Source organism: Dokdonella sp., from assembly GCF_019634815.1.
In the GTDB taxonomy this organism is placed as follows: domain Bacteria; phylum Pseudomonadota; class Gammaproteobacteria; order Xanthomonadales; family Rhodanobacteraceae; genus Dokdonella_A.
Genome location: NZ_JAHCAP010000005.1, coordinates 17,196 through 37,711 on the forward strand (window position 1 = coordinate 17,196; position 20,516 = coordinate 37,711).

Genomic DNA, 20,516 nt, shown 5'->3' on the forward strand with positions numbered 1-20,516 from the left:
GCAGTAGCCCGCTCCGGTTCCTGTAATCCTTGTCGCCAGACGCGCAACTCTCGATTACCCACAGCGAAGTCCTTGTCATGCCCCGGTTCACGCACGCATCCCATCGGCTGCCCAAGCGCGCAACGCGCCTGGGCTCGACCTTCCTGCCCCTGCTGTTCGCCTGTGTCGCCTTCTGCGCGCTGGCATGCGCTTGCGCGACGGCGCGTGCGGCCTCGTTCGACCCCAATCAGGCCGGGCTGTCCGGCTCATGGGCAAATGCCGCCACCGACGGCCAGGGTTTCGTCTTCGACGTGGTGGAGGACTTCCAAGGCGAGGGCCGCGCGCTCATCTTCGGCGGCTGGTTCACCTACGATACCGATGCGGCCGGCGGAGTGCGCTGGTACACCGTCCAGGGCGAGCTGGCCCGCCAGGGCGCTTCCACCATGGCCATCTACCAGACGCTGGGCGGCAGCTTCGACTCGCCCCAGCCTGCCACCACCCAGGCCATAGGCGAGTTCAGCATCGAGTTCACCGACTGCACGCATGCCAGCGCGAACTACCGCTTCGACGACGGCCGCACGGGCGATCTTCCGCTCGCGCGCCTGCTTGGCAACGCCACTTGCAGGCCGGGCGCAAGCTCGCCCGCCGCGCCGGGCAGTGCCGCCTGGTCGGGCGCCTGGGCCGATCCGAGCAACGGTGGCCAGGGGCTGGTGCTGGAGTTCAACCCCGACCAGCAGCTGATGTTCGGCGCCTGGTATGCGTTTGCCCGTGGCGCGGCAGCCAACGCCGGCGCGGCCGGCCAGGACTGGTACACGCTCCAGACTGCCGTGCCCGCGGGCGCGACCAGCATCGCGGACATCGGCATCTATGCCACCCGCGATGGCCGCTTCGACGCCCACGCGGCCACGACCACCACGCGCGTGGGCACCGTGAAACTCGACATGCAGGACTGCGTCCATGCCACGCTGGCTTATGAGTTCACCGCCGGCGCGCTCGCCGGCAGCCAGGGCACGCTGGCGCTGCTGCGGATCACCCCGCCGCGGACAGGATGCGCCGTGCAGCCACCGGTATCCCTTGCCGCGATCGGTTCGTGGAAAGGCACGGAGGCCAACGGCGGAGCCTTCCACATCGTCATTCCGGATCCCGACAGCTACCTGATCATCTTCTCCAGCAATAACGCAGATGACCGGCTGGCGTACGGAAACATCAACATCAATGGCAACCAGTTCAGCTCGCCAGCGCAGGGCATTTCCTTCGGCCTGCGCCTCGCGCCGTCCGAAGGTCGTTACCGGGCGCCGCCGGTGCTTTTCAAGGGCACATTCCAGCGCGGCGGCCCGATGCAGTCGATCCTGACCACCACGATCACGGAAGCGCAAGCCGAAGACGAATTCCTCGATGCCCATTGGGACGCGGGCTTCGACACGCCCACACCTCTTGCGGATGTGGCTGGCCACCACAGCGGCATACTCGGCGTGGTGCAGAACGGGCGCCCGGCGAGCTTCGAGGTCGCCGTGGATGGCAGGGTCACGGGCACCGCGGGCAGTTGCCAGTTCGAGGGCCGGCTTGAAGCCTCCGACAGCAACTTGTTCGGCTGGACGTTGCGTGGGATGTCCGCAGGCTGCACCTTCGGCACGACCACGCTGCACGGCGTCGCGTGGTACGACCGCAGCCAGAACCGCCTGCGCGCCTACACGCCTTGGGCGCAGGGGACGAACGTGGCCTATCTCGTCTCCACACGTGACTGAGAGCCTGTGAAGAATTCATCCGCTTGCTGTTGACGTCACCGAACGCCCCTGGCGGCGCGCTGTGCTCAAATTGCGGTCGTTTGGTTCACCAAACGCCCTTGGTTTCGCATGGCGCGCCCATGTCCAGTTGCCATGAGTCGTCGTCCGCATCGAACACCTGCACATGGGCTACGCGCTGCAGGAGCGCCTGACGCATGCACTCCGCCTGCTCGGCTTCAGCGCGCTTGATCGTGAACGGTCAACGTGCGAACACGCGTGTGCGGAACTGCGCGGCGTCCATCTTCAACAGGCCAGCAATGTTGCGCCACACCTGCCCTGCGTCCGCGCCCGGCAGAACCTGGCCGGTCAGAACCACTGCTTTCATCTTGTGCCCCTGGCGTTTTCGAGCTTGGGGGACTCCATGGCTTCGGCAGGTCGCTTTCCCGACGGACTTCAGGGCAAGTCCCGACAGGGGTCCGCGATGGCCTGGACCTCTTCGATGGATCGCGCCGTGCCGCCGAGCGAGCGGTAGGCATCAAATTGCATTGCCAGTTGCGCGGGCCCGTTCACGATCATGTCCCCCGCATCGTGGCGGAGTTTCAGATCGGCCACGCCCGTCAGGCGTTCGATTTGCTTGTCGCGCTCGAGCTTTTCCCGGGCAGCCGCAATGGCGACTTTCAGAAGCTCCCGATTCATCACCAGCAACCGTGATTCCTCCGCGAGTCTCGCGGCATCGGAGTTCTTGCAGGCCTCACGCGCGCGCTGGCGCTCGCTTGCGGCCACATCGGCTTCAGCCTTCGCGGCGGCATTGCGTTTCCTCTCTTCGGCGACCAACCGCTTTGCATCGGTGACACAGGCCTCGGCGATATCCGGCGGAGGGATGGCTGGTTCGGTGCGGGTTGCTCGTCGATCGCGGATATCGACGCGCGGCGGCGGATTCGGTGCCTCGTCGTGATTGCGCTCCTGCATGCAGTGCTTGTAGGCGTCGTGCTCGTCCCAGCCAGAGAGCGTTGCCGTCGCCGCACGGACACGTTCCTGACGCGCTTCCTTGTCGGCGGCCGCAGCCTCGCGCACGGCGGTCGCCGCCTGGATTTCGCGGGCCTGCTCGGCGATGGAGCGTTGCGCACCCGCGGGTGCGGCCGTCGTGGTGCCCTTGTCCCGGTCGCGATAGCGAACCTTGCCCGCATCGGTGCAGGTTTGTCGTACGGGCCCTTTGGGGTACTTTTCGCAGGCCATGTCGATGGCGATGAAGTTCTCGGTGTTCGCGGAATCGTTCAACTCCGGAAACGTGTCGTCGCGCAGAGCTTCGCGCGCGGCCGCAAGGCGCTGCGGCGTGCTGATGCCGTACTCCATGTGCGCATACCGTCCGTCGGTCTGCGCCCACGCTGTGCTGACGAAACCAACGGCGAGCCACCAATACGCGTGTCGCGTCCTCATGGCGAAATTGTCTCGAAACCGTCACGAAGAATGATCTCGGTGCTCGCGTCCGCATAAATTTCCGCGCTGGCCAGACTGCCTACGCTTGGCCCGGCGCCGCCTGCGACGAGGATCGATCCATCGAGCAAGCGCGTTGCCGTGTGCGATTCTCGCGCAGTGATCATCGAGCCGTCGGCGGCCCAGGTTGCCGTGGTCGCATCGAAGCGCTCGGTGGTGTTCTGCACCCCGCTGGTCATGTTCCGACCGCCGGCGACGAGGACCTCACCCGAGCCGAGCAAGCTGGCGGTATGACCGTTGCGTTTGACTTGCATGGGTGACTGCGCGAACCACACTTGCGGGTTTGGATCAAACGACAAGGTGCTGTCCAGATCGTTCGGGTTCCAACCGCCGGCCACCAGGATGTTGCCTGATGCCAGCAAAGTTGCGCTGTGACTGCGCCGCGGCGGCTGCATGGCCGAGGTCGTGATCCATTGATTGGTCGCGGGGTCGAACAGCTCGGCAGCGCCGAGAACCTCGCCGTCGGAACCGATGCCACCTGCTACCAAGACCTTTCCCGACGCGAGCAAGGTGGCGGTATGGTGAAATCCATGCGCAACCGGCATCGAACTCGCCGCCGTCCAGGAATCGGTTGCCGGATCGTACAGCTCGGCACTCGTGTAAACGGTGCCGCAGTTGTAGTTGCAGCCTCCGACCACCAGCACCCGACCCGTTTGAAGCAGCGTCGCTGAATGGTAAGCACGTTGGCTATTGGGCATGGCCGCAGCCGACCAGGTGCCGGTCGCTGGATCGTACAGTTCTGCGCCGCCCAGGCCGCCGCTTTGACCATTGTAGCCGCCGATCACGAGAACCTTGCCTGCAGGCAGCATCGTTGCCGTGTGCGAATGATGTGCCTGCAGCATCGTTCCCGTGCTCGTCCACTGCTGCGTGCTTGGGTCGTACAGTTCGGCGCTCGCCAGTGTGGCGGCATTCGGGTCGTAGGTTTGGCCGCCGGCCACGAGCACTTTTCCTGATGGCAACAAGGTTGCGGTGTGGAAAACGCGCGATTGCAGCATCGAGCCGGCGGCGGACCAGTTGCCGGCAACCGAAGGCGAGATACCTGCTGCGGTGCAGGCGGCGAGCACGATCAGGCGTGTCAAATCGTGGCGTGACATGGCCTCCCCCTGTGGAAGCTGTGGTGTGGCGCAATGCTGGATCACGGGTTGGTGCGCGTCCACTGGAAAAATTCCAGCTGCTCGCCCTGTGTGCAAGTCTGAGTCGTGCCGGTCTATGCGGACAATCATGGGCGCGCCGCGTGATGCACGTTGTATGCATTGACAGTATCGTTAGTGGCACTATATTGAACACATGGGAAAGCTGGTCGAGCTGCTTGAGTCCATGCGCAATGCACCGAGCAGCGTGCGCTTTGCCGATCTCGCAAAGGTCTGCGACCACTACTTCGGCAAGCCGCGCCAGGCCGGCACCAGCCACCGCGTGTACCGCACGCCATGGCCGGGTGATCCGCGCGTCAACATTCAGCGCAGTGCCGGCGGCATGGCCAAGGCGTATCAGGTGCGGCAGGTGTTGGCCGCCATCGAAAAACTGGAGACATCCGCATGAACGCGCAGCACTACACCTATCGGGTCATCTGGTCGGAGGAGGACGGGGAGTTTGTCGGCCTGTGCGCGGAATTCCCCGGCTTGTCCTGGCTCGCGCCGAAAATGGAAGATGCGCTCGGCGGTATCGCACGCATCGTCGGCAGGGTCGTGCGCGACCTGCGCAAGCAGGGCGAAACCGTTCCGGAGCCGATCAGCGCCCGGCGTTATTCGGGCAGGTTCCAGGTGCGCATCCCGCCGCAACGGCACCGGCTGCTGGCCGTGCAGGCAGCCGAGCAGGGCATCAGCCTGAACCGGCTGGTGAGCGATCGTCTGGCCTGACTCGACGGGGTATCGGCATCAGTGGCCGCTCGTGCCGGGCGTAAACCGAATACGCGCGCCGAGCCGCGTTCCGAATCCGCCGCTGCGCAGCCGCAGGCGCCTGCCTGGTGCGAGCGTGCGATCACGCATGCCCTGCACGCCGTGCCGCGTGCATGCTGAGCCGGGGGGCGAAGCTCACGCCATCGTCCGCGCGCTGTGCGCTGCGGCCTTCTCGACGTCGGGCGCAGGTTGCGTCGGCAAGTCGACAGGGGTAAGGTAGATTCACCTTACTCGGAGCGGTGGTCATGGGTACGCTGACGGTGACGACGAAAGGCCAGGTCACGCTGCGCAAGGACGTTCTCAATCACATGGGCGTGCGACCGGGCGGCAGGATCGTGGTGGACATGCTGCCCGATGGTCGTGTCGAAGTGCGCGCCGAACGAGCGCAGGGGCGGGTTTCCGATGTTTTCAACGTGCTGAAGCCGGCACGGGGCAAGGCCTTGTCGCTCGCGCAGATTCAACGCATCGCGGCGAGCGGCTGGGCCGGCAAGCGGTGAAGATCACGGCAGACACCAACGTGCTTGTGCGTGCGATCGTCGGTGACGATGCCGCGCAGGCACGCGTGGCGCAGGCGGAGTTGGCGCGTGCGGAAACGATCGTGCTTACCTTGCCGACTTTGTGCGAGCTGGTTTGGGTGCTGGCGCAAGGCTACAAGATTGCGCCGGTGCGGATCGCGCAAACGGTCGAGCGATTGGCCGACAGCGCCAATGTCGTGTTGAATCGGCCCGCTCTCGATGCCGGTCTGTCCATGCTGCGTGCCGGCGGCGATTTCGCCGATGGTGTCATTGCCTACGAGGGCCACTGGCTGGGCGCAGAGGTGTTCGTGTCATTTGACCGTAAGGCGGTAAAGCTGCTGCAGGCGCAATCCCGCTCGGCACGCTTGCCGGGCTAGCGAGCTCGCGCGCGGCCTGTCGTGGTTTGCGCCGAAGTCGGAAAGCCTGAACCGGCTGGTGAGCGATCGTCTGGCCTGATTCGACGGGACGTCGGCATCAATGGCCGCTCGTGTCGGGTGCAAACCGGATGCGCGCACTGAGCCGCGTTCCGAACCGGCCACTGCGTACCCGCAGCCGTCCGCCCAGCGCGAGCACGCGGTCGCCGATGCCCTGCAGGCCGATGCCGGCCTTGGCGGGCGCGGGTTCGAAGCCGCGGCCATCGTCGGCGATCACCAGCAGGAGGTGGTCGCCGGCAATGCGCAGGCGCACCCGCAAGCACGTCGCGCGGGCATGGCGAACGGTGTTCGTCGCTGCTTCCTGCACGATGCGGTAGAGCGTCGTGCGGGTGTCGTCGTCGAGCGTTTCGAGTGTGTCGCGGGGATCCTCGATGGCGAGGTCGTACTGCAGACCCGCGCTCTCGACGAGGCGCCGGATGGCGCCGTCGCGCAGCGTGAACCCGAGTCCGAGTTCGTCGAGCCCGATGGGCCGCAGACTCGACAGCAGGCCGGATACCGATTGGCGCATGCGCAGCAGGATTGCGCTGAGTTCGCCGAACAACTCGTTGCCTGGCAGCTTGGCCTTGCGCTCGAGCAGACGCAGGCGCGTCTGCATGGCGGTGAGGTTCTGGCCGATTTCATCGTGCAGCTCGGCGGTGATCCAGCGGCGCACCTGCTCGGACAGGTCGAGATTGCGACGGGCCGCCTGGCGCAAGGCGTCGTCCAGCTGGAGCTGGCGCGAGCGGGCGCGCGCGAGCTGCGCATTGCGCGCGGACAGGGCCAGCGCGCTGGCGTGCAGTGCATCCTGCGAGGCGCCCAGCAGGAGGCAGACGCTGCCCGCGATGGCGAGCAAACCCTGGGCTTGCAGTGCGACCGTGGCATCCCCGGCCATCACGCCCGTCCAAGTCACGGCCATGGTGGCCGTGGCGATTGCGATCGCGGCGCCGCGCCAGCCGCTGCGCACCGCAAAATACAGGCTCGGGACGAAGGCGAGCATCGACGCCATGAAGAACGACTGCATATCGGTGAAGTGCGTGGCCAGCAGCAGGTACACCGCCAGCGCCGGTACCAGCACGCCAGGAACATCGACGCGCCAGCGGCGTCGCAGGTCTGCCGCGGGTCGCAGCCATGCGGCCATCACGATCAAGGGAACGAGCGAGAGCATGCCGATGTAGTCACCCAGCACGATCTGCAGGGCCATCGAGGCCGCCGACGCGTGGGCAGCTTCCCCAAATGGATAGAACAGGTTGCCGAGCAAGCCGCCCAGTGCGGCGAGGGCCAGCGCGCAGAGCAGGCGCACCATGAAGCCCGTCGATGCCGGGCGCGCACGCCACGTTGTCTTGCGTAGCCACCATGGCCCCACTGCGGCCAGCGCGGGGTTGGATACGAGCGTGGCGATGGCAAGAGCGCCGTGCACCGCGATGAAGCGGTCGTACAGGATCACGCTGAACAGTGCGGCTTCCACTGCGATGAGCCAGGGCCAGCGGCGGTACGGCGAGATCAGCAACGCGCCGAAGCGCACGCCCGCGGGCAGGTACCAGAACAGGTGCGCGGTCTGGAACGCCGCGTAGAAGACCAAGGCGTAGCCAAGGCTCCACGGCAGATCGATCAGCCAGGCGGGGAGGCGGTTCATGACCCGATGGTAGCGAAGGTCGCCGTCGTGCACGCCAGCAATTGCGCCTGGAAAAAATCCAGGCTCCCGCCATGCGTGCATGGGCTATGCTCGGGCGATGATCCGCATCGTGCTTGCCGACGACCATGCCATCGTGCGCACGGGTTTTCGTGCCCTGATCGAGCAGGAAGAGGACCTGTGCATCGTGGCCGAGGCCGCGGATGCGCAAACGGCGAAGGAGCTCGTGGCGAGTCTCGACCCGGACGTCCTGGTGCTGGATCTGTCCATGCCCGGTGGCGGCTTCGCCTTGCTGTCGAACCTGCACGAGACCAAGCCCCTGCTTGGCCTGCTCGTGCTCAGCATGCACGATCGCGAACCGTACATTGCCGAAGCCTTGCGCCGCGGTGCGCGCGGCTACGTGAGCAAGGGCGCGGCCACCGACGAGTTGGTGGGCGCCGTGCGCGCGATCCATGCCGGTCAGTCGTATGTCAGCACGGATATCGCCGATCGCGTGCCACCTCGCCCCGGCGGCCTGCGGCATCTGAGCGAGCGCGAGCGCGACGTGTTCGTGCTGCTCGCCCGCGGCGTCACGCCCAAGCAGGCGGCTGCGGACCTGGGCATCAGCGTGAAGACGGTTTACCTGCACCGCAGCGTCATCCGCGACAAGCTTGCCGTTCGCAGTGATCTGGACCTGCATCGCTTGGCGCTGGAGTCCGGCTTGCTGTAGATCGCGCTCGCGCTTGGGAACGCCTGCGGAGTTCCCGCTGCGGTGTTCTTACGCGGATCCTCAGGGCAAGTCCCGACAGGGGTCCGCGATGAGCTGAACCTCTTCGATGGATCGGGCCGTGCCACCGAGCGAGCGGCAGGTTCGCCTCGCGCTCGGCACTGCCTGTGGCGGGCGTGGTCTCCACGGTCACGATGAGGTTACTGCGATTCTTCATCAGAACCTGGGCCAGACAGTGCAATTTCGCCATCGCGGCATTGCGCTTGCGGTAAAGCCTGGCTTCGGGGTCGGTGGTGGAACCGTGGCTTCCGGTTTCAACGCTCCGCACGGCAACGCGCGAACAGATCCCGGCCGGTGTCGTAAACCTCCGTGCGCACGTCCATCAGCCCCAGGACCGACGGGAACAGGTTGTCATGACTGGCCGGCGCATCCGCTTCGCGACGCAGACAGGCGACGTCCAGCCGCGCGTCGACGGCAAAGCCCGGTGAGAACCACATCACCATCGGCACCTTGACCTGTTCGCGCGGCGCGATCGCGTACGGCACGCCATGCAGGTACAGGCCCTTTTCGCCGAGCGATTCGCCGTGATCCGAGACGTAAACCAGCGCGGTGTCGTAGGCGTCGTGCCGCTGAAGGTATTCGATGACGCGGGCGAGGAAGTGGTCGGTGTACAGCAGCGCGTTGTCGTAGGTATTGACGATGCTCTGGCGATCGCAGCGCCCCAGATCGGCGGACTCGCAGGTCGGCGCGAAACGCTTGAACTGCGGCGGATAACGCAAGTAGTAGCTTGGGCCATGGTTGCCCAACTGGTGCAACACCACCACGCGGTCGCCGGGACCGGGCGCGATTTCTTCGTCCAACCCGTCCAGCAGCACTTCATCCAGGCAGCGCTCGTTCGCGCACCATTGCGGCGCCCTCGAGTTCTCCAGCGACTGGAAGGCGAGGCCATCGCACACGCCCTTGCAGCCGGTCTGGTTGTCACGCCACACCGTCCTGATGCCGGCGTGTTCGAGCACGTGCAGCAGAGACTGGTGGCTGCGGATGCGGTCCTGATCGTAATCGTGGCGGCCATACGGTGAGAACATGCACGGCAGCGATACTTCGGTCGCGCTGCCGCATGCGGTGACGTCGCGGAAGTTGATGACGTCCAGCTTGCGCAGCTCAGGCGTGGTGTCGCGGGCGTAGCCGTTCAGACCCCAGTTCATCGCCCGCGCGGTTTCGCCGACCACGATCACCAGCAGCCGCGGCTTCGCGCCCGGCGCGCGCGCAACCTGCTTGGCATCCTCGCCGATCGGCAGCTTCGGGCGGCTCGAACCGGGCGGCGTCGACGACAACGCTTTGGACGTCGCTGCAATCAGGTTGTACGGTGCCGCCAGGTAGCGGATCTCGCGATGATTGCGCAGCAGCGACGCGAGATCCTGGTAGGACAGGATCGCCGCCAGTGCCAGCGCAGCCAGCGCGCCCAGCAGCAAGCCCAACCGAGCCAGCAATGCGCGTTGCCACGGCCGCCGCCTCAGCTTCACCCACCACAGCAGCGCGACGGGTGCCAGCGCCAGCAGCAGCGACGCGAACAGTGGCCAGATGAAAAGTTCGCCGGACTCCTTGAAGTCGGTGCGCAGCACACTGCCGACAATGTCGGCGTCGATGTACACGCCGAATGCCGACATGTAATACGCCGCCGCCGCGGTGGCCAGGATCAGTACGGTCAGCAGCGGTTTGGCGTACGCGCGATGGACCAGCAACCCCAGCAGCAACACATGCAGCGCCGTGATCACGACGAACAGCGCCGCCACCAGTTTCCATTGCGCCAGAGGCGCGACGATCGCGTTGCGCCAGAACGTCCCGTTGCTGAACACGGTGAAGTACAAGCAGGTGAGCACCACCAACGCTTCGGAGGACAACTCCGGCCGCCAGCCGAGCCAGGCAGTCACGGAGCCGCGTCTGCTCCGCACGATGGCATTGAGCGCGCCCGTGCTCACCCGAGGGTCCTTCGTTGCCGCGCCGGCAGTGGCTGCGCAGCCGCCGAGCTTCGCGCTGCCGGCCAGAACACCCGGTGCGCGGCCAGCGCCACCAACCAGCAGTCCATCAGCGCGAACAGGTCGTGCGACAGGAAATGTGCACCGCGCAACTGCTGCGAGATTCCGAACGTCGCGCCAGCCACCAGTCCGACGGCCAGCCCGCGCCAGCGCCATGCCGGTCGCGCCGCCATGAAGAAGAAATACAACGCAAGCCATGCATAGCCAGCGCTGGCGTGTCCTGCCGGGAAGCACTCGCCGCGCGGCAATTCACTCGAACGCGCAACGAACGGCGCGATGTACGGGTGCAAGCCGCCGTAGCGCGCGATGTCCCACGGACAGTCCACATTGGTGAGGTGCTTCAGCACCGACACCGTCCCGGCACCCAGCGCCACTGCGATCAGCAGGTACAGCAGCGGCCGGCGCCACGCGCGCAGACGAGCGAGGCGCCATGTGGCGGCGTAGAGCGCGGCCACCGCCAGCCACGCCAACACGCTGAGATTCCTTCCCGTTACGTGAACCAGTGACTGGGTGACGTAAGCGTCGCGCAGCGCCCATGCGTAGCCTTCCCAGGCATAGATCCGATCTGCGATCCACAAGTCGCCATGCAATGGGACCAGCCACAGCGTCGCCAGGGTGAACAGCAGCAGCGGCACAAGCAGGTGAGGGCCAAGCGGTGCCTGCGGCGGTGGAGACAGGCGAAGGATTCCCTCGCGGGACGCAAGCAGCATCAGTGAATCCTCGGGGTGCGGCGCACTTCGACAACGACGAGCGATACTGGCCATGCCGTTGTCGGAAAACGGTCGGAATCGAGCACTTGCCGCGTCCGACTTGGCCTCTGCGTTCAGGCAGTCGTCGTGGGAGAATCATCGGCGCCGCACAACGGCGGCCCTCGTCGGACCCCGCGATGCGCCTGCTCGTGATCGAAGACAACCTCACTCTGGTCGCCAACCTGTTCGACTATTTCGAGGCGGATGGCCACCACCTCGACGCCGCGCCTGACGGCGTCACGGGCCTGCACCTGGCAAGCCATGGCGATTACGACGCCGTGCTGCTCGACTGGATGCTGCCGCGCATGGACGGGCGCGAAGTGCTGCGCCGCCTGCGCGAGGAACACGCCAGCGACGTGCCTGTGATCATGCTGACCGCACGCGACGAACTGCCGGACAAGATCGCCGGCTTTCGCGCCGGCGCCGACGACTATCTGACCAAGCCATTCGACCTGCCCGAATTGGAAGTGCGGCTGGAAGCGGTTCTGGCGCGCACCCGCGGCCGTGGCCACAGCCGGATGCTGCAGGTGGGCGACCTGCGCCTGGACCTGTCCACGCTGGAGGCCAGCCGCGCGGGCTTGCCGCTGCACCTGTACCCGGCTTGCCGCAAGCTGCTCGAAGTGCTCATGCGGGCCAGTCCCGCCGCGGTCACCCGCGATCGCCTCGAATACGCGCTCTGGGGCGAAGATCCGCCCGACGGCGACATGCTGAGGTCCCACATGTACGAACTGCGGCGCAGCATCGACGGTCCGTTTGCGATCAAGCTGTTGCACAACTTGCCACGGATCGGCTATCGCCTGGCCGTGGTCGGGGCGCCCTCGCATGGCAACTGAACCGCGTCGCCGCCCGCGCCTGAAGAACCGGTTGCTGTTCTGGCTGCTGGTCTACCTCACGCTGCTTTCGCTCGCGCTGGTTGTCGCCGGTCTGGTCCTCAACGAACACGCCGAGCGCATGGTCTGGCGTTCGCTGTTGAACACGGAGATGAACCACTATCTGCAGCGCAGCGCCGAAGACTCCGGCTACCACTGGCACGACGCGGATGGCATGCGCCTGTTCCACTGGAACGAGGGGCCGCCGCCGGAAGAACTGGCACCGCTGGCGCCTGGCCTGCACGATGACGTCTGGGTTGAAGGTATTCTGTGCGTTGTGTTGGTGCGTGACTCAGCGCAGGGACGTCTCGCGCTGGTGCTTGACATCACCGAGTTCGAGGATCTGGAAGCCTCGATCGGTCTGCGCGTGATGGCGTTGATACTGGGCGTGGTGGTGTTGCTGGGCGTGTTGCTGGTGCTCGTCATCGGCCGCGCCGTGCGGTCGTTGGCCACGCTGGCCGACGACATCGCCCGCTTGCATCCGGAACGCGGCGGGCAGCGCATTGAGGTCGGTCCCGGCGACTGCCACGAGCAACAGGTCATCGCCGACGCTTTCAACGCTTACCTGCAGCGCAACGAACGCTTCCTCGAGCGCGAGCGCGCCTTCATCGATAGCGCCAGCCACGAACTGCGCACGCCCATCGCCGCCATTGCCGGCGCCGCTCAACTGGTTGTGCAACAGGAAGGCTTGCCCAAGTCCGCCTACGAACAGGTCCGTCGCGTGCTGTCCACCACGCGCCACGTGGAGCGGCTGATTGCGTTGCTGCTGACGCTGGCCAAGGACCCGAAACGACTGGCCGACGCCGCCGAGCGCGTCCCCTTGCACGAGCTGTTGCCGGAGATCGTGAATGATCATCACTACCTGACAGGCGGCAAGCAACTCGAAATCCGGCTCGACGCATTGGCCGAATGCGAGGTCGATGCGCCACCGGGTATCGTGCGCGCGGCGATTGGCAACCTGTTGCGCAACGCCATCGAGCACAGTGACGGCGGTACCTTGCACGTGCGCCTGGACGCCGATGCCAGCGTGACCATCTCTGATCCAGGTCATGGGATGAATCCAGAGGAAGTCGCGCGCATCTATTCACGCCTGGCGCGCGGCGAAAGCCGCGACGGCGGCGGCATCGGCCTGGACCTGATTGCACGCTTGTGCGAACACTTCGGCTGGCGCCTCGACATTGACGGCAATCCCGATGGCGGCACCGTCGTCCACCTGCGCTTCAGGCCGGCAGGCTGAGTGTCCGCGTTCGCGGGTCATCTGCCCTGCTCACGCCCCGACCATGAACAGCGCGAACATCGCCGTGTTGATCGCGCGGGACTGAGCCACACCGCTTGCACGGCTAGGCGAAGCACCGGGTTCTTCCGAACTGCGGCAGATCGGGCCATGCAAGGAATGCGTGGTCTGAAGGCGCGAGCGCGAAGTGTTCGTGCTGCTCGCCCGTGGCGTGACGCCCAAGCAGGCGGCTGCGGATCTGGGCATCAGCGTCAAGACCGCCTACCTGCACCGCAGCGTCATTCGCGACAAGCTCGCTGTCCGCAGTGATCTGGACTTGCATCGTCTGGCGCTGGAGTCCGGCCTGCTGTAGATCGTGCTCGCGCGCGGGAACGTCGGCGCGCGAACACGCATCCAATGCAAGCGATCGGTAATGAGTCTGAATCGCGCCCGCGCGTCACATGGGCGCGCGTGGCGAAGCAGGCGTGACAAAGGTGTAGATTGAGTGTGTTTTGCGCATGCAGGAGACGTTTCCATGAGTAATGATCAGGGCGCCCCGCTGGGGCCGGATCTGGCCGCTGGCGTGGCACTGGCGAGCATTCCCGAAGGGGGCGTGCTCGCCGGGCATGTCGGCGACGAGTCGGTGCTGTTGTCGCGGCGCGAGGGGCAGGTCCATGCGATCGGCGGGCGCTGTACCCACTACGGCGCGCCGCTGGGCGAAGGACTCGTGGTCGATGGTCAGGTGCGTTGCCCCTGGCATCACGCGCAGTTCGATGTCTGCAGTGGGCGCTGCCTGGGGGGCCCGGCGCTGGCGCCACTGCCGCGCTGGAAGGTTCTCATCGAAGGCGATCGCGTGCGCGTGGGCGAGATGCTGCCCGCCTTGCCTGCAGCAGCACCCGTGCGTGGCGCCGATGTGCCACGCCGCATCGTCATCGTCGGCGGTGGCGCGGCCGGTACCGCGGCGGCGCTGCGCCTGCGCGAGCTCGGTTATGACGGCGCGCTCGACCTGCTCAGCGCCGACAGCGACGCGCCTTACGATCGGCCCAACGTATCCAAGGACTTCCTCGCCGGCAGCGCGCCCGCGGATTGGATGCCGCTGCAGTCGCCGGAGTCGTATCAGGAGCGCAGGATCGACCTGCAGCTGGATTGCGAGATCAGCGCGCTCGATCGCGCTGCGCGCACGTTGCGCAGCAGCGATGGTCGGCAGTGGACCTACGACAAGCTGCTGCTGGCCACGGGCGCCGAGCCGGTGCGTTTGCCGGTGCCCGGCTTCGATGCACCCAAGGTGCATGTGCTGCGCTCGATGGCCGATGCGCGGCACTTGATTGCATCATTGCAAGGTGCGCGCTCGGTGGCGGTGATCGGGGCCGGCTTCATTGGACTGGAAGCCGCGGCCGCGCTGCGCGAACGCAAGCTCGACGTGCATGTGATCGCGCGCGAGAGCGATCCGATGGCGCGCGTCATCGGTGCAGAGCTTGCCGCGCAGGTCGTCGACCTGCATCGCAGTCATGGCGTGCAGTTCCATCTGGAGCGCTCACCCGCACGCTACGACGCCGCGGCGCGTCAACTACAGCTCGACAACGGCGCCGTGTTGGCCGCCGACGTGGTGCTGGTTGGCGTCGGTGTGCGTCCGCGCACCGCGCTGGCGAGCGCCGCCGGGCTGGAAATGGAGCAGGGCGGCGTGCTGGTCGATGCCTGTCTGCGCAGCTCCGATCCGCACATCTACGCTGCGGGCGACATCGCGCGCTTCGTCTGGCGCGGGGAGCGCACGCGCATCGAGCATTGGGTGCATGCGCAGCGTCAGGGGCAGTGCGCGGCGCGCAACCTGCTTGGCGAGCGGCATGCCTTCGCCGACGTGCCCTTCTTCTGGACGCACCACTACGGCATGGACCTGCGCTACACCGGGCATGCGCGTGACTTCGACGAGGCGCGCATGGAAGGCTCGATCGCGTCCGGCGATGTCTGCGTGCGCTTGCTGCGCAAAGGGCAGTTGCTCGCCGCGGTCACGCTGGGGCGCGATCGGCAGAACCTGGAAGTCGAGCGCGAGCTGGAAACCGCGCTGGCCTGAGCCGCGTTGCCCTAGCGTGCCAGCGCCTTCAGATGCTGCCAGCGCTCGGGTGAAATCAGAGCACGCTGCCGTTCGAACTTGAGCGCCGCGCGCGCCGCCTTGCGCGCGTCGTCCGTGCGCCCGAGGACTTCGAGTGTTTCGGCGCGCAGCGACAGCGCGTTGAGGTGATGCTCGGTGTCGTCAGGCACGAGGCGGTCGAGCAGCGCAACGAGCCGATCGAGTATTTCCAGCGCTTCCGCGGGGCGACTCAGGTCCTTGAGTGCGCGTGCGCGCGTGCGCAAAAGCATCGTTGCGCCGATGCTCTCGCTCTGGCCATGCTCGGCAAGAATCGCCAGAGCCTGGTCGATCGTCGCCAGCGCGGCCGTTGGCTGCTTGCGCGCGAGCTGCACCCCAGCCAGACCGCCGAGGCTGCTCGCGTAGCTTGCATGGTGTTCGCCAAACAGGCTGCGACGCAGTTCGAGGCTGTGCGCATTGGCTTGTGCGGCATCATCGATGCGATCGAGCTTGAGATAGGTGTAGCTCAGGTTCTGCCAAAAGCGCGCGCAATCCGGATTCCTGTCGAGCTTGCCTTCGATGCAGATGCGCGTCGCGCGCTCGAAATAGCCAGCAGCCTTCGGGTAATTCTGGCGCTTGAGTTCGAACGAACCCAAACCATCGAGCATCCCCGCATTCTGCGGATGCAGCGGCGGAAAGAGCGCCGAATACATCTGCGCTGCATCGAGCAATACCTGCTCGGCTTCGTCATTCCTGTCTTCATTCATGAGCGGCACCGCGAGGCTGAAAAGCGCATCGGCAATCTTCTCGTGCGGCGCCGTGTAGATCCGCTGCAGCAGGGTCAGCGCTTCGCGCTGCGCGCGCCCACTCGCGGCCAGATCGCCCAGACGATATTTTGCTTCGGCCAAGCTTTGCAGCGAGTTGGCGAAATCGCTGTCTTGTGCGATCCCGGCGGCTCGCCAACGCTCAAGCGTTTTCTCCAGTGAGGCGGCGCCTTCGCGACTGCGGCCAGCGACCACCAGCAGATCGCCATGGTTGAGTTCGACTTCGAGCGTGTCTTGCGAGTCCTTGCCAAACACGCGCTCGGCCAGTTGCGCCGCTTCGCCGGCGAGAGCAATCGCGTCATCGACCTTGCCATTGCCGAAGCGTGCGGCACTGGCGGACGACAAGCCCTCCACGGCGGTCTTGTCGGCGGCCGCGCGTATCCGGCCCAGGTTTGCCGCAAGCGCCTCATCGGCTTCTGCGGCGCGGTTCAGGCTGATGAGTGCGTTGGCGCGGCGGAGGGTCAGGGCAAGCGCCTGCCGCGAATCCTGCAAGCCGGCACTCTGCAAGACTTGCAAGGCATGCTCGGCCTGCTCCACGGCGGTCGCATAGTCGCTGCTGCTGTAGCTGATCGCGCTGAGCGTGCCGAGGAACTCGCCGCGCAGTTCAGGCGTGAGGCTTGAATCGCCGTCGAGCTTTTTCGCGGCGGTGCGCACCAGCACTTCCGGGGTCGGACGTGTTTCGCGCGGCGAGTCCTGTCTGGCGGTCTCGAAGATGCCGAGCAGGAAGTCACGCGTGGCTTCCGCACGCTGCGCCTGCTCGCGTGCAACCTTGGCCTGCCACAACGCGACGCCGGCGCTGGCGAGCACGCCGATGAGGAACAGCATCGTGGCCAATACGCCGCCACGATGACGGTGCACGAATTTGCGTGCCGCGTAAATCCTTGATGGCGGGTGCGCGTGGAGCGGTTGCGCGCGGCGATAGCGGACGAGGTCGTCAAGCAGGTCGGTGGCGTCGCGATAGCGACGCGTCGGTTCGCTGTCACATGCCTTGGCGACGATCCACTGCAATTCGGCAGGAAGCGATGGGTTTGTCACGGGTGACTGCCGAACGCTCTTGCCGGTGACCGGTGTCTGACCGGTAAGCAACTGGCGCAGGATCACGCCCAGCGCATGGACGTCGGTGGCGAGCGTGAGCTGGCCCCCATCGCGTTGCTCGGGCGCGCAGTAGCCCGGTGTCATCATGGGCACGATGGTGCGCTCTTGCGCGTCGTCCTCGTCGAGCAGGCGCGCGATGCCGAAGTCGAGCACCTTGACGGCGCCGTTCGTGCCGACCAGCACGTTGGCGGGTTTGAGGTCACGATGCACGATGAGCATGCGATGCGCGGCCTGGACGATTTCACACAGGCGTTCGAACAAGGCAAGCCGCGCGCCGATGTCTTGCGCGTGCTGCTCGCACCAGCGATCGAGCGGTTCACCGTCGACCAGTTCCATGATCAGGTAGGGCACGCCTTCGGCACTGACGCCGCCGTCGATCAGACGGGCGATGCCGGGATGGTCGAGACGGGCGAGTATGTCGCGTTCGCGGCGGAAGCGACGAAATTCGGTGGGGTCGTGGATGCCGCGCCGCAGCAGCTTGACCGCGACCGCTTGCGCGAATTCGCCATCGACGCGTTCGCCTTCGTACACCGTGCCCTGACCGCCGCTGCCGATCAGTCGCTTGAGCCGGAAAGCGCCGTAGCGCAGGCCGATCAGCCGCCCCGGATCCACTGCATCTGCGTCATCACCGAACTTGCCGATCAGTTCCACCACGTCGTGCTGCAGCATGTCATTCGCGTTGGCGTCGGCGGCCAGCATCAGTTCGAGTTCGATGCGCGCGGTGGTGCCGATGCCTTCGCGATCAAACCAGTTGTCGCGCTCGCCCGGCGCCATGTCGACGCAGCGTTCGAACAGTTCGCGCAGGCGGAGGTAGGCGTTGCGGTCGGTCGGGTTCATGTCGATGCATGACGCGGAATCGGGGCCGGAACCGACATGGCCTCAATCTGCCAGTTCGCGCTGCAGCCAGGCTCTGGCCACGCGCCAGTCGCGGTTGACGGTGCGATCGGAGACTTCCAGCAATTGCGCGATGCGCGCGAGGTCGAGGCCGGCAAAGAAATGCAGTTCCACCACCCGTGCCGCGCGCGGGTCGAGCGTGGCCAGTCGTTCCAGCGCCGAATCCAGTTCCAGCGCCTGACTGGCGTCAATGCAGACTCCGCCGAGCGATCCGGTGTCCAGCACGGTGCGCTGCAGATCGCCGCCATGCTTGGGTCGCAAATGTCGCCGCGCGTGGTCGATCAGCAGGTTGCGCATCGCGCGGGCTGCGTAACCGAAATAATCCTGGATCGAGGGTGCGTTCTCGCTCTTGCAGATATCGATGTAGACCTCGTGCACGAGCGCCGTGGTGTTGACGGTGTCGCTCGCGCCGACTCGCCGCCGTTCGCGCCGGGCGACCTCGCGCAGGCGCTGGTAGACCGCGCTGAATACCGTGTCGTCGATGGCAACGGGTTGGCTGTCAGCCATGGCGAAGTCCTCCACGGTCACTCTAGCGCATCGCCCGCGGCGGCGGCATGCCGGGAGGTCGGAGCCTTGGCATGTCGGTTTTGGTGACACTTCGTCGTCGAGGTGATCGGACCCACTCCGAAAGGTGACACCCATGTGGCACGGCATGCTTCGCGTACTGACCTTCACGTCCTTGCTTGCTGCCATGCCTGCACCGGCGGCGATCTACCGGGTCGGCAGCGGCGCCGGCTGCACCCATGCCTCGATCCAGGCGGCGGTTGGCGCGGCCAGCCAGAGCGCCGAGGCCGATGAAATCCGCATCAGCCAGTCACAGACCTACGTGCAGCAGGCCATCCTGATCGATCAGGTGCAAGGCAGTCTGAGCCTCGTCGGTGGCTATGCCGCCTGTTCGAGCGGCACGCCGGCCGCCGGCGCGCGCACGGTGATCGATGGTGATGGCAACTTGCCGGTTCTGAAAATCCTCGGTACCCGCACGGTGTCGCTGAGCAATCTCGACCTTGTCGATGGCGGCACAAACAGCTATGGCGGCGGGATCGACGTGAGCGGCAGTGGTGGCGCCGTGCTCATGCTCACCAACACATGGGTGCGCGCAAACCAGGCCTACGTCGGTGGTGGCATTGCGGTGAGGAATGTCGACCCGCAGGATGGCCTCGACGGCATGCAGTTGCTGTTGTTCGGCAACTCCGCCGTGAACAGCAATTCGGCCATTGGTGGCGCCGGCATCTACTGCAATGGCGCGACGGTGATGTTGTTTGACCAGTCCCATGTGGCACTCAACACGGCCTCGGACGTTGGCGGCGGAATCTATGCGGTGGACTGCCGCATCGAGGCGCGCTCGAGCGGAATCAACGGTGTCATCCTGCTTGGCAACACCGCCGTGGCCGGTGCGGGTGGTGGCCTCGTCATGCTGGGTGAGCGCAGCCAGGGGGACATCTACACCATCGATCCACTGGCGCCGGCGCGGATCGCCGGCAACAGCGCAGCATTCGGCGGCGGTGTCGCTCTTCTGGGCGGGGCGCAGCTGCGCGCGTTCGACATCAACATCGACCACAACACGGCGAGCCTCATGGGCGGCGCGGTCTACCTGCATGCCTGGGCAAACTCCGGCACCGAAACCAACTTTCTGATGCAGGGCTCGACGCGCGGCGCGCCATCTGCCGCGGTCAACTGCGCCGACCCCGAAGCCTGCAACAGGATCCATGACAATCAGGCGATCGAGGGCGGCACGCCGAAGAAGGGCAGTGCGATCATCGTCAATGCGGAGTCCGGCGAGATGGCGCGGGCCACGTTTCGCGGCACGCGCCTGGAGCACAACAGCGGCGAGACCTTGAGCAGCCATGTCAACACCAATGGCCAGGTGTCCTTCGATGGCGCCTTGCTGGTGCGCAATACCGCATCCTCGGTCCTGCTTGAGGCGAACGAAGGCTCGGAGAATTCCCTGGTGCTGTCGGCGAGCACGGTGTCCGGCAATGTGCTGGGATCGGGGCGTGGCGTGATCGGCGCCGGCGGTGAATGCGACATCAACAGCGATTACCGCGGCACGCATGTCTATCGCAGCATCATCTGGCAGGCGGGCCACCCTGTTCTGGAATCCTGGCTGGGAATCCACGCGGAGTGTTTCCGCTATCTCGTCGGCAATGACTTCGCCGGTCTCCAGGCAGACGACCTCGTGGTTGCCGACCCCGTGTTCGTCGATCCAGCCGCGGGCAATTTCGAACTGACGCTGTATTCGCCGGCAATTGACTTCGCGCCACCGCAGGTCGCCAACAGCACACGCGACCATGGCCCGCGCGTGTTCGACATGGACATTCAGGATGTCTTCGGCCCACAGGATCTGGGTGCCTACGAGCGCATTGCCGACTGGATCTTCTCGGACAACTTCGAAATTGCGCCCTCATCTTGACGTGCCGC

Annotated in this window: 18 protein-coding genes and 1 pseudogene; 11 read left to right on the plus strand and 8 right to left on the minus strand. The window is 65.9% G+C overall.

From position 1 onward, the window contains the following. Positions 1–77: 77 nt before the first annotated feature. On the plus strand, positions 78–1,724 hold the full coding sequence (locus KF759_RS04080; RefSeq protein ID WP_291223131.1) for a hypothetical protein: 1,647 nt from the start codon (positions 78–80) through the stop codon (positions 1,722–1,724). A 238-nt stretch (positions 1,725–1,962) separates the two neighbouring features. Here KF759_RS04080 and KF759_RS04085 read toward each other — a convergent pair whose 3' ends face one another. The 3 genes from KF759_RS04085 to KF759_RS04095 form a co-directional block, all read right to left on the minus strand. After that, the gene (locus tag KF759_RS04085; protein WP_291223132.1) at positions 1,963–2,088 is read right to left on the minus strand and encodes a hypothetical protein; all 126 of its coding nucleotides are present in this window, start codon (positions 2,086–2,088) and stop codon (positions 1,963–1,965) included. A 68-nt stretch (positions 2,089–2,156) separates the two neighbouring features. Beyond that, entirely contained in the window at positions 2,157–3,056 is a 900-nt protein-coding gene (locus KF759_RS04090) for a hypothetical protein (RefSeq protein WP_291223133.1), read from the minus strand. A gap of 80 nt (positions 3,057–3,136) precedes the next feature. Continuing rightward, complete coding sequence (locus KF759_RS04095; protein WP_291223134.1) at positions 3,137–4,291, minus strand: kelch repeat-containing protein; 1,155 nt, start codon at positions 4,289–4,291, stop codon at positions 3,137–3,139. Between the two features lie 193 nt (positions 4,292–4,484). Here KF759_RS04095 and KF759_RS04100 point away from each other — a divergent pair, with 193 nt between their 5' ends. The 4 genes from KF759_RS04100 (at position 4,485) to KF759_RS04115 (ending at position 5,984) form a co-directional block, all read left to right on the plus strand. Next, positions 4,485–4,736: a hypothetical protein gene (locus tag KF759_RS04100; protein ID WP_291223135.1), complete on the plus strand. Its 252-nt coding sequence runs from the start codon at positions 4,485–4,487 to the stop codon at positions 4,734–4,736. Continuing rightward, entirely contained in the window at positions 4,733–5,053 is a 321-nt protein-coding gene (locus tag KF759_RS04105; RefSeq protein WP_291223136.1) for a toxin-antitoxin system HicB family antitoxin, read from the plus strand. Before KF759_RS04100 ends, KF759_RS04105 begins: the two co-directional genes overlap by 4 nt. Positions 5,054–5,337: 284 nt before the next feature. Beyond that, positions 5,338–5,589: an AbrB/MazE/SpoVT family DNA-binding domain-containing protein gene (locus KF759_RS04110; RefSeq protein ID WP_291223137.1), complete on the plus strand. Its 252-nt coding sequence runs from the start codon at positions 5,338–5,340 to the stop codon at positions 5,587–5,589. Then, complete coding sequence (locus tag KF759_RS04115) at positions 5,586–5,984, plus strand: type II toxin-antitoxin system VapC family toxin (RefSeq protein ID WP_291223138.1); 399 nt, start codon at positions 5,586–5,588, stop codon at positions 5,982–5,984. The genes KF759_RS04110 and KF759_RS04115 overlap by 4 nt, the downstream gene beginning before the upstream one ends. Positions 5,985–6,081: 97 nt before the next feature. Here the strand turns inward: KF759_RS04115 and KF759_RS04120 are convergent, their stop codons facing one another. Beyond that, positions 6,082–7,653, minus strand: a complete 1,572-nt coding sequence (locus KF759_RS04120; RefSeq protein ID WP_291223139.1) for an MASE1 domain-containing protein — start codon at positions 7,651–7,653, stop codon at positions 6,082–6,084. A gap of 97 nt (positions 7,654–7,750) precedes the next feature. Between KF759_RS04120 and KF759_RS04125 the strand changes: the two genes are divergently transcribed. After that, positions 7,751–8,359 (plus strand): response regulator transcription factor, encoded by a 609-nt coding sequence (locus KF759_RS04125; protein ID WP_291223140.1) that lies wholly within the window; start codon positions 7,751–7,753, stop codon positions 8,357–8,359. A gap of 311 nt (positions 8,360–8,670) precedes the next feature. Here KF759_RS04125 and KF759_RS04130 read toward each other — a convergent pair whose 3' ends face one another. Both KF759_RS04130 and KF759_RS04135 read right to left on the minus strand, forming a co-directional pair. Beyond that, a complete protein-coding gene (locus tag KF759_RS04130; RefSeq protein WP_291223244.1) occupies positions 8,671–10,308 on the minus strand; it encodes a phosphoethanolamine--lipid A transferase in 1,638 nt (545 codons plus the stop codon). 23 nt (positions 10,309–10,331) lie between these two features. Beyond that, complete coding sequence (locus tag KF759_RS04135; protein WP_291223141.1) at positions 10,332–11,102, minus strand: phosphatase PAP2 family protein; 771 nt, start codon at positions 11,100–11,102, stop codon at positions 10,332–10,334. A gap of 176 nt (positions 11,103–11,278) precedes the next feature. On the opposite strand from KF759_RS04135, the gene KF759_RS04140 reads away from it, so the two are divergent. The 4 genes and pseudogenes from KF759_RS04140 to KF759_RS04155 all read left to right on the plus strand — a co-directional run bounded on the left by KF759_RS04140 (position 11,279) and on the right by KF759_RS04155 (position 15,291). After that, positions 11,279–11,974 carry a response regulator transcription factor gene (locus KF759_RS04140; protein WP_291223142.1) on the plus strand — a complete coding sequence of 232 codons (696 nt, stop codon included), beginning with the start codon at positions 11,279–11,281 and terminating at the stop codon, positions 11,972–11,974. Then, positions 11,964–13,247: a HAMP domain-containing sensor histidine kinase gene (locus KF759_RS04145; protein WP_291223143.1), complete on the plus strand. Its 1,284-nt coding sequence runs from the start codon at positions 11,964–11,966 to the stop codon at positions 13,245–13,247. The genes KF759_RS04140 and KF759_RS04145 overlap by 11 nt, the downstream gene beginning before the upstream one ends. A gap of 181 nt (positions 13,248–13,428) precedes the next feature. Continuing rightward, positions 13,429–13,596, plus strand: a pseudogene (locus KF759_RS04150) (LuxR C-terminal-related transcriptional regulator); the annotation flags it as partial. Between the two features lie 162 nt (positions 13,597–13,758). Beyond that, a complete protein-coding gene (locus KF759_RS04155) occupies positions 13,759–15,291 on the plus strand; it encodes an FAD-dependent oxidoreductase (RefSeq protein ID WP_291223144.1) in 1,533 nt (510 codons plus the stop codon). 11 nt (positions 15,292–15,302) lie between these two features. Here the strand turns inward: KF759_RS04155 and KF759_RS04160 are convergent, their stop codons facing one another. Further along, positions 15,303–18,041, minus strand: a complete 2,739-nt coding sequence (locus KF759_RS04160; RefSeq protein ID WP_291223145.1) for a serine/threonine-protein kinase — start codon at positions 18,039–18,041, stop codon at positions 15,303–15,305. Between the two features lie 42 nt (positions 18,042–18,083). Then, positions 18,084–18,605: an ECF-type sigma factor gene (locus KF759_RS04165; protein ID WP_291223146.1), complete on the minus strand. Its 522-nt coding sequence runs from the start codon at positions 18,603–18,605 to the stop codon at positions 18,084–18,086. A gap of 145 nt (positions 18,606–18,750) precedes the next feature. On the opposite strand from KF759_RS04165, the gene KF759_RS04170 reads away from it, so the two are divergent. Next, positions 18,751–20,508, plus strand: a complete 1,758-nt coding sequence (locus KF759_RS04170) for a hypothetical protein (RefSeq protein ID WP_291223147.1) — start codon at positions 18,751–18,753, stop codon at positions 20,506–20,508. Positions 20,509–20,516 lie beyond the last annotated feature (8 nt).